The organism is Chondromyces crocatus (assembly GCF_001189295.1).
GTDB lineage: Bacteria > Myxococcota_A > Polyangia > Polyangiales > Polyangiaceae > Chondromyces > Chondromyces crocatus.
In genome coordinates, this window is record NZ_CP012159.1 from 2013979 (window position 1) to 2027710 (window position 13732).

The following is a 13732-nucleotide window of genomic DNA, read 5'->3' on the forward strand; positions in this document are numbered from 1 at the left end:
GGGGCCCTCCGTGAAAGAGCGTCAGCGTCGCAAGGGTACATGATCGGTCGGTGGGTTGCTTTCGGCGAGGGCTTCTTCGGTCGCGGCGGCTTCCTCGGTCGCGGCAGCTTCTTCGGCGGCGGCAGCTTCCTCGGCAGCGGCGGTGTCGTCGGGGGGCTGGCGCGCGGTGAGGGCTGCAGGGGCAGGGACCGGGGAGGCGGGGAGTTCGGAGTCGGGAGGGGGGAGGAGGCGGCGGAGGTCGGCCTGGGCAGGCTCGGGGTGATCCAGGTGCGCGGCGGCCGCTTCGAGGTGGGCCAGGATGAGCGCGCGCAAGCTGGGGTCCTGGGCCCAGTGCGGGCCGGCGTTGGTGGCGAGGGCGCGGGCGAGGAGGAGCTCGGCCCGGCCGCGCACGTCGTCGGGGATCCAGGTGGCGATGGCCGGGTCCGAGAACTGGTGGAGGCAGGTCTGGAGGGACGAGGTGGCGTGCTGGTTGAAGCTGCCGGGGCGGCGCTCGGCGCGTCTGGCGAGGACGGCGGTGTGATGGAGGACGCGGCGGGCAGCGCGTCCGACGAGATCGCCGCGGAGGGTGTGCTGGACGCGGGGGGCGTCGAGGGCGCGGAGGATGGCGGCGAGGGCGAGGCCGCCGGCGATGACGAAGACCACGACGACGGCGGCGCCGAGGGGGGAGCGAGGGGTCCAGCCGGCGGCGCGGGCGGCGATGGCGCTGGCGAGGATGAGCGTGAGGCAGAGGGAGCCGAGGGCGCCGAGGGTGTGGGAGGCGCGTCGGGAGCTGGGTTCGAGGAGGCGGCCGCCGCTGGGGAGCGCCTCGAGGGCGCGGCGCGCGGCCTGGTCGAGCCCCACCGCGAGCGGGCCCAGCTCGACTCCGGGCGGCTCGCGGAAGGGGTTCATCGTGGGGGGCGCGAGGCGCGCGCGTGGGGCGCGAGGGAGAGCATCAGGCGTCGTTCTCGGAGGGCTCGGCCGCGGGGCGCTTTCGTTTCTTTCCGGCGCTCTTCTTGTCGGCCTTGCTGGTGTCGGCCTTGCTGGTGTCGTCGGCGTCGGACTCGTCGGCGTCGCCCTTGGTGGCGTCGGACTCGTCGTCGTCGTCGGACTCGTCGTCGTCGTCGGACTCGTCGTCGTCGGTGTCTGCCTTGGCAGCAGTCTTCTTCGCGATCGCCTTCTTCGCGATCGTCTTCTTCGCGGCGGTCTTGGTCGCGGGAGCCGGCTTCTCGTCGTCGGCGTCCTCGTCGTGGTGGTCGTCCTCGTCGTCGTGCGCCGGAGGAGGCGCGGGGAGGTTCAGCGCCATCGCGGCTTCGGGGTGGGCGAGGGCGGCGCCGTGGTAGACGGCGAAGGCGATCGAGACGGCGAAGGCAGTCACCAGGGCGACGGCCTGCGAGGTGGAGTAGCGGTAGAGGACTTCGGCAGCGAACGTCTCGGGCTTGAGCGCGAAGTAGAGGAGCACGGCGGGAACGAAGGCGAGGGCCTGCGTCACGCGGCGCACGGTGAGGTTCTCGATCTTGTTGGAGAAGCCGATGACGTAGCCGATGGCGAAGATGATCATGCCGATCGGGATGAGCTGGTGCTCGGGCATGGCCGGGGGGATCGAGCCGCGCTCGGCGTCGTCGCGGAGGATCTCGAGGAGGAAGCGGCAGACGCCATAGGCGAAGGTGAAGAGGAAGAAGATCTCGCCGCGGAACTGCTGGCGTCGTCGCGCGAAGAGGAGGAGCGCGAGGAGGCTTGCACCGACGAGGGACTCGTAAACCTGCGTCGGGTGGACGGGGAGCGAGTACTCGGCGGACTCGGGGAGGCCGCGGGTGGCGACGTGCTGCGCCCAGGCGGGGGAGCCGCGGCCGTGCTCGAGGGTGCCTTCGGGCCAGTGGGGGAAGGAGCCGAGCTTCTTCAGCCAGGCGGGAGCGGCGTCGGTGAGGGGGCGGCCGAAGTCGCAGCCGAAGAGGTAGCAGCCGATGCGGGTGATCAAGAGGCCCGAGGCGAGGCTCGGGACGGCGACGTCCGCCCAGGGGAGGAGGGAGATGCCGTGGCTGCGGAGGAAGAGGAAGGAGCCGATGAAGCCGCCGAGGAAGCCGCCGTAGGCAACGAGTCCGCCGCTGCGCATCGCGAAGAGGGAGGCGATGGAGTCGAACTCGTGGAGGTTGGTGAGGATGTAGAGGATGCGCGCGCCGGCGAGGGCGGCGAAGGCGGTGACCACGTAGCAGTTGGCCATGGTCTCCTTGGGGAGACCGTCGCGCTCGGCGAGGCCCAGCGTGAGATACCAGCCGACCACGAGGGACAGGCCGAGCATGACGCCGTAGCTGTAGATCGGCAGCTCGCCCGGGGTGGTCCAGGTCTGGCCCTGGTTCTTGAAGGCGAGGACCACGGCGGCGGCCGTGGCGGCGCCCGCGATGAGCGCGCCGCTCCGGCTCTTCGTGACGAAGAGGCCGACCGCGATCACGCCAGCCAGGGCCGCGAGCGCCAGGAAGGTGGCATAGAGCGGCAGCGTCCAGGGGCCTGGAAGCGGGATGCGGAGCATGATGGGATGCATGACGCACCCTCCTTACGCCCGGCTCACGAGGCCAGCAAGCACGCCGGGAGGGGGAGATCGTCGGGGGAGGACGAAGGCCGCAGGGGGGCCTCGTAGTCCGGGGCGGTCACTGCTAGCCTCCGGAGGTGCCCCGCCGCTGTACCGGCACCAAAATTGTTTTGCTCATCGCGCTGTTGGGCGCTTCTTCGTGCGTGCCGGAAGGGCCGCCCACGGGGGATGGCGCGCCCGCTCCGGCGCGGAGTACGGCGTCGGTGGTCCGTGCGAGCACCGAGCCGGCCGGGAAGGTGTTCAGCGATGATTTCGAGCGCGCGGAGCTCGGGGCGGCGTGGAACGCGCTGAGCCCGAAGTGGAAGATCGTGTCGGGGCGGCTGTGCGCGCGCGGGGCGCGGAACCAGGGGGTGTGGCTGAAGCAGCCCCTGCCGATCAACGCGGTGGTGGAGTTCGACGCGATCGCGGAGACGGACGTGGGGGATCTCAAGGCGGAGATCTGGGGGGACGGGAAGAGCGGGGCGACGCAGTCGAGCTACGTGAACGCCACGAGCTACCTGACGATCCTCGGGGGCTGGAAGAACTCGAAGCACGTCCTGGCCCGGCTGGACGAGCACGGGGACGATCGGCTGGAGATGGACGTCGAGGCGGAGGGGGACGACGAGCGCGCGCGGCCGGTGGCGCCAGGTCAAGTCTACCGCTTCAAGGTGGAGCGGAGCGATGGCCGGACCGTTCGCTGGTCGGTGAACGGCTCGGAGTACTTCGAGTTCGCCGATCCGGAGCCGCTCGTCGGCTCCGGTCACGAGCACATGGGGTTCAATAACTGGGACGCGCCCGTGTGCTTCGATAACGTCCGGATCACGTCGCTTTAGCCTCACCATGGATTCGGGCCAGATAGAACACGAGCTGAGCGAGCTGGAGACGCGGATGGAGCGCCTTCGGGCGCTCTACGAGCAGTACTTCATGGGCATCGAGCGCATGGAGCCGACGATCCCACGGAAAGACGTGGATCGTCGGATCTGGAACCTGCGACGCGAGCAGATCCGGAACACGGGGCTCAGGTTCAAGTTCCAGATGCTCATCCAGCGGTACAACACCTTCCAGCAGTACTGGGGGAGGATCACCCGCGAGATCGAGAACGGGACGTACCGGCGTGATGTGGTGCGCGCGGCGCAGCGGGTGGGGGCGCACGAGGCGCTGACGATCGTCGGGAGGAGGCGAGCCGAGAAGTTCGCGCTGCTGGCGGAGCAACAGGCTGGCGGCGCAGAGGCGCGCGGAGGGCGCGGTGGTGAGGCGTCGGAGCGCGGTACCGACGAGGTCGAGGAGGTCGAGGCGGTCGAGGAGGTCGAGGCGGTCGACGAGCTGGACGCCGATGATCTCCAGGAGCTGTTCTCCGAGCCGCCGCCACCGCCACCACCGCGACAAGGTGGAGCACGTCCGGGAGCGCCTGGTGGTGTGGCGGAGGTGCGACGTGTGCCTCCGAAGCCGCGGGTACACGAGCTGGTGATGGACGACGCGCCTGCGCTGGAGGCCGTGGCGGGGGCCGCGTCTCCGGGAGCGGCGCCTGCGATGGCTGCGGCCTCCGAGGGCAGCGTGGAAGCGCCTTCTCCCGGAGCGAAGGCAGGCGCAGGAGGGAAGCCGCTCTCGCCGCTGATGGGGTTTGGCCTGGGTCTGGGCGGGAAGGGACGCGCTCCAGCACAGGGGGCTGGTGCGAAGCCCGCAGGGGCAGCGGCACCCGTGGTGACCGGAGGGTCTTCGCAGGCGGGGGCACCGCCGCAGGGGCGCAGCCGACTTGCTGAGCTGACGGCGGAGATGCGGCGTCAGCGGGAAGCTCAAGGCGGCGCGACGCCGCCAGCGACGTCGAGGGAAGCGGCGGCGCCAGCGCTCCCAGCACCTCCCCGTGCAGAGTCCGTGGGCGCATCGCCGCGTGCGGATGCCGTGATGGCGTCGAGGTCCACGCAGGTGACGGCGGCGTCAGCGCGCGCAGAGGCGACGCCATCCCGTGTGGCGGCACCACCAGCGCAGGTCGACGCGGGCGCGGCGCAAAGGAGTCGGCCCGGAGCTGCTCCCTCGGTCGAGCGTGGCGAAGGAGCCGCAGCAGCTCCCCCGCGCGCGGCAGCGGCGACTCCTGCGCCGCGCACGGAGACATCCACCGCGCCGAAGCCGCGTCCCTCTCCAGCGCAAGCTCCGGCCGGCTCCGCCGGAGAGCTGAACGATCAGCGGGTGCGGCAGATCTACGGGAAATACGTGGAGGCCAAGCGCGCAGCGCAGGAGTCGACCGCCGGGATCACCTACGAGCGTCTCGCGGAGAGCCTGAGGAACCAGGCCGAGAAGCTGCGGGAGAAGAACCCGTCGAAGTCGGTGGACTACGAGGTCGTCACCCGAGACGGGAAGACGATGCTGAAGCCGATCCTCAAGTGATGGGCGGAGCGTGACGCGCAGCGCGTCCGCGTCCCAGCACGTCCGCGTCCCTGGGGATCGGTTTCTCCCCGGGACGCAGCGGCAGGCGGAGGGTCAGCGAGCGCTGGCCAGGTCAGTGGTGGGCTGCTCGGGGAGGGAGAGGGGAGGGGCGCCTGGAACCAGGCGAGAACTCAGGCTCGTGCTCGACGAAGAGGATCGCGCAGGCGGTTCTGTCCGCGGAGCGGATCCGAGCACATAAATCAGCGAGGTCCTCGTCCGCGTCCACGACGTCCGCCTCAAACGGCTGCGAGCTGCCGGAAGCGTAGCGTACGTTGTCGAGAGCGACCCACCGCCCCACGAGATCCGAGGAGCGGCAGATGTCCAGCCACGTCATGTGAATGGCCATCCAACGGAATTTACTGCCCATACGTGGTGAGCGACCTTTTCCCCCAGGTTACGAAGTCAAGACGTGGGAGAGCGGAGCGCAGGGGGCCTGAAGGGGCCGAGCGCTACCGAGTGCGGAAGGGAATGCCAGAAGTGCGTGCAGGTGGGTTACTTCAGGGCATCAGCTCCGGGCGGAGATCTAGCACCCGCTAAAATCGGGCGTCAAGCGGTGGGCGTCGAGGTAGGAGTCCGGGGGCGGGAGGTCGGCTACGCGGAGCGGGCTGGCAGGAGGCCAGGTCGGCTGACGCGGAGCCGGCTGGCGGGAGGCCTGGCCGGCTGACGGGAGGTGGGGCTGACGGGAGGTGAGGCTGGCGGGAGGCGAGAAAGGGTCCGCTTCTTCAGCGGCACTTCTTCTTCTGGAGATCGGCCATCGCGCCGCTGGCGCCAATCCTCGCTGCCGCCTGCGCATCCGCCTTCGCCGCGCACCCTTTGGCTGCGACAGCACGCTTGGCGCTGCCGTCGATGGCATTGCGGGCTGCGGTTTTGTTCGGACCGTCGCAGTTGGCGTAGTGGTTCACGGCGCGGGCCGTGTGGCCTCCAGCCGCCATGTTCATCGCGGCCTTGCACGCTTCATCGGCGGCTGCGCTGGCTCCGGTGGCAGCAGGCGTCGCGCCAGTCTGAGAGCCCGCCTGAGAGCCTGAGCCCTGTGCGGTCTGGGTGCCCTGGCCGGCCTGAGAGCCTGCGTTGGTGGTCGGCGCTTTCGTGGGCTCGGTCGGGACCTCCACGGCGGCCGCCGATGGTTCGGAAGAGGCGACAGGGTCCGCGGCGACGATGGCGGTGGAGGCGTTGCTGCTGGGGAAGGCGATGGGGGGCGCGCTGTCGTCCGTCTTGGAGGAGGAACCCTTGGACATCATGAGAATGCCCACGACGCCGAGGACGACGACGAGCCCGCCGCCAGCGATGAGCGGGACGGGAAGCTTCTTCTGGGCTGGCGTCGGGGTCGGGGGAGGCGGATAGACCTGGGCGCTGCCGGTGGTCGCGTGCACGCCGTGGTGGGGGGCGCCTGCGAGAGGGCCTGGCTCCATCAGGGTGTGCCCCGCGCCAGCAGGAGAGGCACCCGGGGGAGCGCCGCCCATGAACAGGGGTTCGCCGATCTGGGTGCCACCAGGTCGAGCGGCAGGGGCGCCCGGAGCGACGGGCATCTGCGAGGTGGTGGGCGGGGCCGAGGCCAGCACGGAGAGGCGAGGGCCGGCGCCCATGGTCAGGTCCTCGTAGAACTCACGGACGGTCTGCTGCCGCTGCTCCGGGCTCTTGGAGAGCGCCTTCAAGATCGCTGCTTTGAGCTTCTGTGGGGCAGCGGCGCCGACGGGGGTGCTCTCGAAGGGCGCTGGCGGCGCGGTCATGTGCTGCGTCGCCCAGGCCCAGGGGGTGTCGGCATCGAAGGGGAGGCGTCCGGTGAGCATCTCGTAGGCGACGATGCCGAGCGAGTAGATGTCGCTGCCGATGGTGAGTTCCTTGCCCATGAACTGCTCGGGGCTCATGTAGGGCGGCGTTCCGAGCACGGTGCCCTGCTGGGTGAGCTTCTGCTCCGTCTTCGAGCCGCGCTCGTCGCGACGGGCGATGCCGAAGTCGAGCACCTTGACGTAGTCGGTCTCGCCGCCTCGCTTCGTCAGGAAGATGTTCGCAGGTTTGAGATCGCGGTGGATGATGCCCTTCTCGTGCGCCTCCTCGAGGGAGCCGCACACCTGACCCATGATGCGATCGACGCGGTCGGCCGCGAGCGGCCCCCCTTTTTCGAGCGCCTCCTCGAGCGACTGGCCGTTGAGAAGCTCCATGGCGATGTACAGGTCGCCGGTCGGCGTCTCGCCGAAGTCGTAGAAGCGGATGGTGTTCGGGTGCTCCAGCTCGGCGACGGTGCCGCACTCTCGCTTGAACCGCGCCATGACCTGCGGGTCCTTCGCGTACTGCGCGAGCAGCACCTTGACGGCGACCTTGCGGACCGAGGTCCCCATCTGTTGCTCGCCGAAGTAGACGCGCCCCATGCCGCCTTCGCCGAGCACGCCCGTGATACGGAAGCGTCCGCCCACGACCTGGTTGATGAGCGGGTCGGCGCCCTCGGGCGCGTTGACCGGGAGGAGGCTGCCGCACTTGGCGCAGAAGCGCGCTCCTTCGACGTTCAGCGTGTGACAGGCGGGACAATCCATGCGTTCGATCCTCTAGTTTGCCGGCGGGTGGCGCGCGCGGTGGGCGTCGCCTCCTGTTGCGACACGGGTGCGGCTGTGCGGGGCGGTCACGTGAGACTCTCCCGGAGAGCAGATGCGGGAGCCAGAATCGCAAGAGGCGTGCGGCGAACGCAAGCGATCCTCCGCGCTGTCTGGGTCGGTCCCAGAGAGGCGATCGAGCGCTGGCAAAGTCCGAGATCCAGAGCCAGTTCCCGGCCCAAACAGGGGTTCCGATGGTGACCCGTCGAAAAGGAGATTCTTCAGCTTGACACGCCTCTTGCAGGGGGCTAAGAGCCTGCCTCCCTTTACGGGACCCGTCTACCTTCGAAAGCAAACAGGGCTGCGTGGTTTTGCTGGCGTAGCTCAACTGGCAGAGCACCTGCCTTGTAAGCAGGGGGTTAGGGGTTCAAGTCCCCTCGCCAGCTCCGATTCGCTGGAAACAACGAATTGGCAACAGAGCGCGGGGCCACGGATCGTAGACCCGCCGAGCAGCAACAAGAGAAGGCGACGTGCCACAGAATGTGGTGCGCAGCGAGAAGAAGTAGTAAAGGGGGCGGCGCGTAACGAGACGGCGTGCGAGGAGACGCAAACCGGCTGGTAAAACGAACCTGGTAGACATAAAGAACGGTGAACCCATGGAGGGTTGCCCGAGCGGCCAAAGGGAGCAGACTGTAAATCTGCCGGCATAGCCTTCGATGGTTCGAATCCATCACCCTCCACCGAAGCAGACGCTCTGCTTCGAAAATGCTGTGGATCAGCCTCAAAATCTGCGCGGAACTGCAGTAACTCCGCGAAGGTCTCCGCGGGCGTAGCTCAGTTGGTAGAGCGTCAGCCTTCCAAGCTGAACGTCGCCGGTTCGAACCCGGTCGCCCGCTCCTGAGGTCGGTTCATGACATTGCCCACCTAGCTCAGTTGGCAGAGCACGTCCTTGGTAAGGACGAGGTCGTCGGTTCAATCCCGATGGTGGGCTCCAGACGCAGTAGACGGGTTGTAGAAGACACGCAGTCGCGAACTTCAGTCGGCAGGAGAGATCTCGATGGCCAAGGAGAAATTCAATCGTACGAAGCCCCACGTGAACGTGGGGACGATCGGCCACATCGACCATGGCAAGACCACCCTGACGGCCTCGATCGTCAAGGTGCAGTCGAAGCGCCAGATGGCCAAGGCGATCTCGTACGCCGACATCGCGAAGGGTGGAACGGTCCGTGACGACACGAAGACCGTCACGATCGCGGCGGCTCACGTCGAGTACGAGTCGCCGAACCGACACTACGCGCACGTCGACTGCCCCGGGCACGCCGACTACATCAAGAACATGATCACCGGCGCCGCGCAGATGGACGGCGCGATCCTGGTGGTCTCGGCGCTCGACAGCGTCATGCCGCAGACCCGTGAGCACGTGCTGCTCGCGCGTCAGGTCGGCCTGAACCACATCGTCGTGTTCCTCAACAAGTGTGACGCAGTGGACGACCCCGAGATGCTCGACCTCGTCGAGATGGAGGTCCGCGAGCTGCTGAACAAGTACAAGTTCGACGGCGACAACGCTCCCGTGATCCGCGGTGCGGCGCTCCCCGCGCTGCAGGGCGAGGAGAAGTGGGAGGCCAAGATCGGCGAGCTCCTCGCGGCGCTCGACAGCTACATCCCCGAGCCGCAGCGCGACATCGACAAGCCGTTCCTGATGGCAGTCGAGGACGTGTTCTCGATCAAGGGCCGCGGCACGGTTGCCACGGGTCGTATCGAGCGCGGTGTGGTCAAGGTCGGCGAGGAGGTCCAGATCATCGGCTTCCGCGACACCAAGAAGACCACGGTCACCGGCGTCGAGATGTTCCGGAAGCTGCTCGACCAGGGGCAGGCCGGCGACAACGTGGGCTGCCTGCTGCGTGGTGTCGAGAAGGAGGAGATCGAGCGCGGTCAGGTGCTCGCGAAGCCCGGCTCGATCACGCCGCACACCAAGTTCACGGGTGAGGTGTACGTGCTGAAGAAGGAGGAGGGCGGCCGTCACACGCCGTTCTTCACGAACTACCGGCCTCAGTTCTACATCCGCACGACCGACGTCACCGGGACGGTTCAGCTGCCCGAGGGCGTGAAGATGGTGATGCCGGGCGACAACATCACGATGACCATCGAGCTGATCGCTCCGGTCGCGCTGGAGGAGCAGATGCGCTTCGCCATCCGCGAGGGTGGGAAGACGGTCGGCGCCGGCGTGGTCACCAAGATTCTCGCCTGAGCTGGAAGTAAAGCTCTGCCCGGGACCAGGATGGCCTAGACCTGGCTGTCCTGGTCCGGTACGGGGTTTCGAACGACGAGAATCCTAGGGGTATAGCTCAGTTGGTAGAGCAGCGGATTCCAAATCCGCAGGTCGGGAGTTCGAGCCTCTCTGCCCCTGCCGAGATGGACAGGCATCTGCCTGGACTGACGCGGCGTTGCTGGTGTGATCATGGCCAAAGGCAAGAAGAGCGAGAATGCGCCGGAAGGCGACGAGCCTGTGGACCGAGAGGAAGACCTCTCGGACGCAGAGCAAGAGACCGCGCTTGCCGTTCATGAGAATGACGCCAAGCGCAGCGCGATTGCCCAGGGTGGCACTGAAGAGGTCGTAGCGCCGGGTGAAGAGGACGACGAGGACGATGAGTCCGACGGGGCGGCCGCTCAGCTGGGCATCGATAAGTATGTCTTCGCCGCGTTCTTCGTGGCGGGGATGCTCTTTGCCTACCTGATTGGGCGCCTGGTCCATGGAGTCTGGGCCACCGCAGCGAGCACGGCGTGGTTCAGCCGAGCCGTCCCAGTTCTCGCCAACGTCGCTGATGAGCAGAAGACGACCTACGGGGTCGTCATCGGCGGCATCATTGCTCTGATTCTGGTTCTCAGGATGTACCGAAATCCGGAGATCCGAACCTGGGCGGACGAAGTCGCGACCGAACTGACGAAAGTAAAGTGGCCCACGAAGAAGGATGTGACCAACGCGACCTTCATCGTCATCACGGCGACGACGGTGGCGACCATCTATCTGACGCTGCTTGATCGATTCTGGGCATTCGTAACTAGCATCGTTTACGGCGATGGTAGTTGAGGCAGCAGTCCTGAGGGAGCCACGCGCCATGGCGAAGAAGTGGTACGTCATCCACACCTACTCGGGATACGAGGCGAAGGTGCGCGACGCGCTACTGCAACGAATGAAGCAGTATGCGATGGAAGATCGGTTCGGGGAGATTCTGATCCCGAGCGAGACCGTGACCGAGACGCGCCCTGGTGGAAAGACCAGGGTCAGGCAGAAGCTCAGCCTGCCCGGATACATCTTCGTCGAGATGGAGATGGGCGAAGAGGCTTGGCACCTGGTGAAGGAGACGCCGAAGGTGACGGGTTTCATCGGAAACCAGTCTCCCCAGGAGGTCCCCCTCTCTCAGATTGAGAGCCTGCGCAAGGGGATCGTCGAGGGTGCGGTCAAGCCCAAGCCGAAGCTGACGTTCGAGGTCGGCGAGGAAGTCCGGGTGCTGGACGGGGCCTTCGCGAACTTCACGGGCACGGTCGACGACGTGAAGATGGACAAGCAGAAGCTCAAGGTGAAGGTGAGTATCTTTGGGCGTCCCACGAGCGTCGAACTCGATTTCTCTGCTGTAGAGAAGCGATAGACGCTTCACGAAGCCGGAGTCGCCGTGAGCGCCGAGTTGGCTGCCAGCGGCGGAGTGAGAGGGTTCCTGAGAGTCCTCTGCATCGATGGATGAGAAACCCGCCCGAAATGGCGGCGGGCCGATAGGGTGCGAAGAACATGGCGAAGAAAGTCACCGGTTTCGTGAAGCTGCAGCTCCCGGCGGGGAAGGCCAATCCGTCGCCGCCCGTTGGCCCTGCGCTCGGTCAGCACGGCGTCAACATCATGGCGTTCTGCAAGGACTTCAACGCAAGGACGGCCTCGCAGGGAGACATGATCATCCCGGTGGTGATCACGGTCTATTCGGACCGCTCCTTCACCTTCATCATGAAGACGCCTCCGGCGTCCGTTCTGCTCAAGAAGGCCGCGGGTCTGCCCACGTCGAAGAAGCCCGGCGCTGGTTCGAAGGAGCCGAACAAGAACAAGGTCGGCAAGATCACGCAGAAGCAGCTTCAAGAGCTCGCTCAGCTCAAGATGCAGGACATGAACACGACCAACCTCGAGTCCGCGATGCGCAACATGGCGGGCACGGCTCGGTCGATGGGGATCGAGATCGGCGATTGACGGTCGTCGCTCCGTCCTGGAGCGAAGAGTTTGCCGGTTGATCGTCGCGCCAGTTTGCTAACGATGCCGTCAACGCCATACGTCAAGGGCAATCAGGCATCGGAGAAAGTTCACCACGGTCTGAGGCGCACCGTGGGAGGCGAAAGCCGTTACGCAAGGAGGATATATGCCTAAAGTCGCCAAGAAGAAGGCTGCGGCGCGAGCTGTCGTAGATCGCGGCCAGAAATACGCCCTGCTGGAGGCGTGTGGGCTCGTCAAGAAGGCGGCTTCGGCCAAGTTCGACGAGACCGTCGACATCGCTGTCCGGCTCGGGGTGAATCCCAAGCACGCTGACCAGATGGTCCGTGGTGCTGTCGTTCTGCCGCACGGCACGGGGCAATCGCTTCGTGTCCTGGTCTTCGCCAAAGGCGAGAAGGCACGGGAGGCTGAGGCCGCCGGTGCCGACTCGGTGGGTGCGGAGGAGCTCGTCGCGAAGGTCCAGGAAGGCTTCCTGGATTTCGACCGAGTCATTGCGACGCCTGACATGATGGGCCTCGTCGGGAAGCTGGGTCGGATTCTCGGCCCTCGTGGGCTCATGCCAAACCCCAAGGTCGGCACCGTCACCTTCGACGTGAAGACGGCGGTGAACGAGGCGAAGGCGGGCAAGGTGGAGTATCGCGTCGAGCGCGCTGGCATCGTCCACGCACGAATCGGCAAGTGCTCCTTTGCAGAGGACAAACTGGCGGCCAATGCGGACGCACTGCTTCAAGCGCTCATCCGCGCGAAGCCCGCAACGGCCAAGGGAATCTATCTGCGCAGCATCACCATGGCCTCCACGATGGGACCAGGGGTCAGGATCGATCCCCTTCAGTTCAGCGCGAAGGAGGTATAGGCCATGGACAAATCGCAGAAGGAAGTCATCGTCAGCTCGGTCCGTGAAAAGTTCGAGCGGATGACGTCGGTGGTCTTCATCGACTTCAAAGGACTCAACGTCGAAGCGGTCACGAAGCTGAGGCAGGAGTTCCAGAAGTCAGGCGTGGAGTACAAGGTGGTCAAGAACACCTTGGTGCACCAGGCCGTGAAGGCTCTCCCTTGGGCCAAGAAGCTCGACACGACGCTGCGGGGAATGACCGGAGTTGCGTGGAGCTTCGAGGATCCGAGCGCTGCGGCCAAGGTGCTCAAGGCGTTCAGGAAGGATAACCAGAAGCTTCAGATCAAGGCGGGCTTGATCGAGGGTGAGCTCCTCTCGGCGGAAGCCGTGGAAGAGCAGCTCGCGACGATGCCTGGCAAGGATGAGCTTCGGGCGATGCTCCTGGCGACCCTGCAGGCCCCCTTGCAGCAATTCGTTCAGCAGCTGAACGCACCGCTTCAGAACTTTGCCTACCTCTTGAAGGCGAAGGAAGACAGCGCTGGCGGCGCAGCGAGCTAGTCCGGCATGAGTTTTGGGCTTGCGCCCAGTGCAAATTGGTTTATGTGGCCAACCTCCTACGGTTGGCAGGCAGTTTGTCGAAGGAGTCCGTGTCATGGCTGAGATCACCCGCGAGCAGGTTGTCGATTACCTCTCCAACCTCCCTGTCATTCAGATTGCAGAGCTCATCAAGGAGCTGGAAAACAAGTGGGGCGTGAAGGCCGCTCCCGCTGCCGTCGCTGTGGCCGCCACCCCCGGCACGGCTGCTACTGCCGAGAAGGCTCCTGAGCAGACGGAGTTCGATGTCGTCCTGGCGAACGCCGGTGGCAACAAGATCGCCGTCATCAAGGCCATCCGGGAGATCACCGGGCTGGGCCTGAAGGAAGCGAAGGACCTCGTCGAGGCTGCCCCCAAGACCGTCAAGGAGCAGGTCTCCAAGGCGGACGCGGAGGAGATGAAGAAGAAGCTCGTCGAGGCTGGTGCGACCGTCGAGCTCAAGTAAGGACGACGCTTCCCGCCTCGAAGGTATGGAAGTGCCACCTAGCTTGCTGGGGGGTATGCCAATCGTACCTCTGATCTCGGGAACCGCCGCTCTGAGGCGGCAGGGAGTTCTATCCCTGCCGCAGCCC

The 13732-nt window shown here is 66.3% G+C and carries 12 protein-coding genes and 5 tRNA genes; 14 read left to right on the forward strand and 3 right to left on the reverse strand.

Annotated elements, in window-relative coordinates:
• Positions 1 to 21: 21 nt before the first annotated feature.
• Positions 22 to 888: a hypothetical protein gene (locus tag CMC5_RS07550; protein ID WP_050429769.1), complete on the reverse strand. Its 867-nt coding sequence runs from the start codon at positions 886 to 888 to the stop codon at positions 22 to 24.
• A 43-nt stretch (positions 889 to 931) separates the two neighbouring features.
• On the reverse strand, positions 932 to 2515 hold the full coding sequence (locus CMC5_RS07555) for a prolipoprotein diacylglyceryl transferase (RefSeq protein WP_082362311.1): 1584 nt from the start codon (positions 2513 to 2515) through the stop codon (positions 932 to 934).
• A 125-nt stretch (positions 2516 to 2640) separates the two neighbouring features.
• On the opposite strand from CMC5_RS07555, the gene CMC5_RS07560 reads away from it, so the two are divergent.
• Complete coding sequence (locus CMC5_RS07560; protein WP_245678339.1) at positions 2641 to 3375, forward strand: DUF6250 domain-containing protein; 735 nt, start codon at positions 2641 to 2643, stop codon at positions 3373 to 3375.
• Positions 3376 to 3382: 7 nt separating this feature from the next.
• Positions 3383 to 4924, forward strand: a complete 1542-nt coding sequence (locus tag CMC5_RS07565; RefSeq protein WP_050429771.1) for an MXAN_5187 C-terminal domain-containing protein — start codon at positions 3383 to 3385, stop codon at positions 4922 to 4924.
• A gap of 761 nt (positions 4925 to 5685) precedes the next feature.
• Here CMC5_RS07565 and CMC5_RS07575 read toward each other — a convergent pair.
• Entirely contained in the window at positions 5686 to 7491 is a 1806-nt protein-coding gene (locus tag CMC5_RS07575; protein WP_050429773.1) for a serine/threonine-protein kinase, read from the reverse strand.
• 370 nt (positions 7492 to 7861) lie between these two features.
• On the opposite strand from CMC5_RS07575, the gene CMC5_RS07580 reads away from it, so the two are divergent.
• From CMC5_RS07580 to rplL, 12 genes are all read left to right on the forward strand, one after another.
• Positions 7862 to 7934, forward strand: a tRNA-Thr gene (locus CMC5_RS07580).
• Between the two features lie 212 nt (positions 7935 to 8146).
• Positions 8147 to 8228, forward strand: a tRNA-Tyr gene (locus CMC5_RS07585).
• A gap of 83 nt (positions 8229 to 8311) precedes the next feature.
• Positions 8312 to 8384 (forward strand) — tRNA-Gly (locus CMC5_RS07590).
• Positions 8385 to 8406: 22 nt separating this feature from the next.
• A tRNA-Thr gene (locus CMC5_RS07595) sits at positions 8407 to 8482 on the forward strand.
• Between the two features lie 63 nt (positions 8483 to 8545).
• Entirely contained in the window at positions 8546 to 9736 is a 1191-nt protein-coding gene (tuf, locus tag CMC5_RS07600) for an elongation factor Tu (RefSeq protein WP_050429774.1), read from the forward strand.
• An 86-nt stretch (positions 9737 to 9822) separates the two neighbouring features.
• A tRNA-Trp gene (locus CMC5_RS07605) sits at positions 9823 to 9895 on the forward strand.
• A 51-nt stretch (positions 9896 to 9946) separates the two neighbouring features.
• Positions 9947 to 10576: a preprotein translocase subunit SecE gene (gene secE, locus CMC5_RS42185; RefSeq protein ID WP_082363415.1), complete on the forward strand. Its 630-nt coding sequence runs from the start codon at positions 9947 to 9949 to the stop codon at positions 10574 to 10576.
• A 28-nt stretch (positions 10577 to 10604) separates the two neighbouring features.
• Positions 10605 to 11135 carry a transcription termination/antitermination protein NusG gene (gene nusG / locus CMC5_RS07615; RefSeq protein WP_050429775.1) on the forward strand — a complete coding sequence of 177 codons (531 nt, stop codon included), beginning with the start codon at positions 10605 to 10607 and terminating at the stop codon, positions 11133 to 11135.
• A gap of 137 nt (positions 11136 to 11272) precedes the next feature.
• Positions 11273 to 11716 carry a 50S ribosomal protein L11 gene (gene rplK / locus CMC5_RS07620; RefSeq protein ID WP_050429776.1) on the forward strand — a complete coding sequence of 148 codons (444 nt, stop codon included), beginning with the start codon at positions 11273 to 11275 and terminating at the stop codon, positions 11714 to 11716.
• 166 nt (positions 11717 to 11882) lie between these two features.
• Entirely contained in the window at positions 11883 to 12587 is a 705-nt protein-coding gene (gene rplA, locus CMC5_RS07625) for a 50S ribosomal protein L1 (RefSeq protein WP_050429777.1), read from the forward strand.
• A gap of 3 nt (positions 12588 to 12590) precedes the next feature.
• Positions 12591 to 13124 (forward strand): 50S ribosomal protein L10, encoded by a 534-nt coding sequence (gene rplJ, locus CMC5_RS07630; RefSeq protein WP_050429778.1) that lies wholly within the window; start codon positions 12591 to 12593, stop codon positions 13122 to 13124.
• 94 nt (positions 13125 to 13218) lie between these two features.
• The gene (gene rplL / locus CMC5_RS07635; protein WP_050429779.1) at positions 13219 to 13605 is read left to right on the forward strand and encodes a 50S ribosomal protein L7/L12; all 387 of its coding nucleotides are present in this window, start codon (positions 13219 to 13221) and stop codon (positions 13603 to 13605) included.
• Positions 13606 to 13732: the final 127 nt, after the last annotated feature.

Excerpts from the sequence above, each read along its gene's own strand:
- secE (WP_082363415.1), top strand. The coding sequence starts at position 9,947 with ATGGCCAAAGGCAAGAAGAGCGAGAATGCGCCGGAAGGCGACGAGCCT.
- tuf (WP_050429774.1), top strand. The coding sequence starts at position 8,546 with ATGGCCAAGGAGAAATTCAATCGTACGAAGCCCCACGTGAACGTGGGG.
- rplJ (WP_050429778.1), top strand. The coding sequence starts at position 12,591 with ATGGACAAATCGCAGAAGGAAGTCATCGTCAGCTCGGTCCGTGAAAAG.
- CMC5_RS07550 (WP_050429769.1), bottom strand. The coding sequence starts at position 888 with ATGAACCCCTTCCGCGAGCCGCCCGGAGTCGAGCTGGGCCCGCTCGCG.
- CMC5_RS07565 (WP_050429771.1), top strand. The coding sequence starts at position 3,383 with ATGGATTCGGGCCAGATAGAACACGAGCTGAGCGAGCTGGAGACGCGG.
- rplK (WP_050429776.1), top strand. The coding sequence starts at position 11,273 with ATGGCGAAGAAAGTCACCGGTTTCGTGAAGCTGCAGCTCCCGGCGGGG.
- CMC5_RS07575 (WP_050429773.1), bottom strand. The coding sequence starts at position 7,491 with ATGGATTGTCCCGCCTGTCACACGCTGAACGTCGAAGGAGCGCGCTTC.
- rplL (WP_050429779.1), top strand. The coding sequence starts at position 13,219 with ATGGCTGAGATCACCCGCGAGCAGGTTGTCGATTACCTCTCCAACCTC.
- nusG (WP_050429775.1), top strand. The coding sequence starts at position 10,605 with ATGGCGAAGAAGTGGTACGTCATCCACACCTACTCGGGATACGAGGCG.
- CMC5_RS07555 (WP_082362311.1), bottom strand. The coding sequence starts at position 2,515 with ATGCATCCCATCATGCTCCGCATCCCGCTTCCAGGCCCCTGGACGCTG.
- rplA (WP_050429777.1), top strand. The coding sequence starts at position 11,883 with ATGCCTAAAGTCGCCAAGAAGAAGGCTGCGGCGCGAGCTGTCGTAGAT.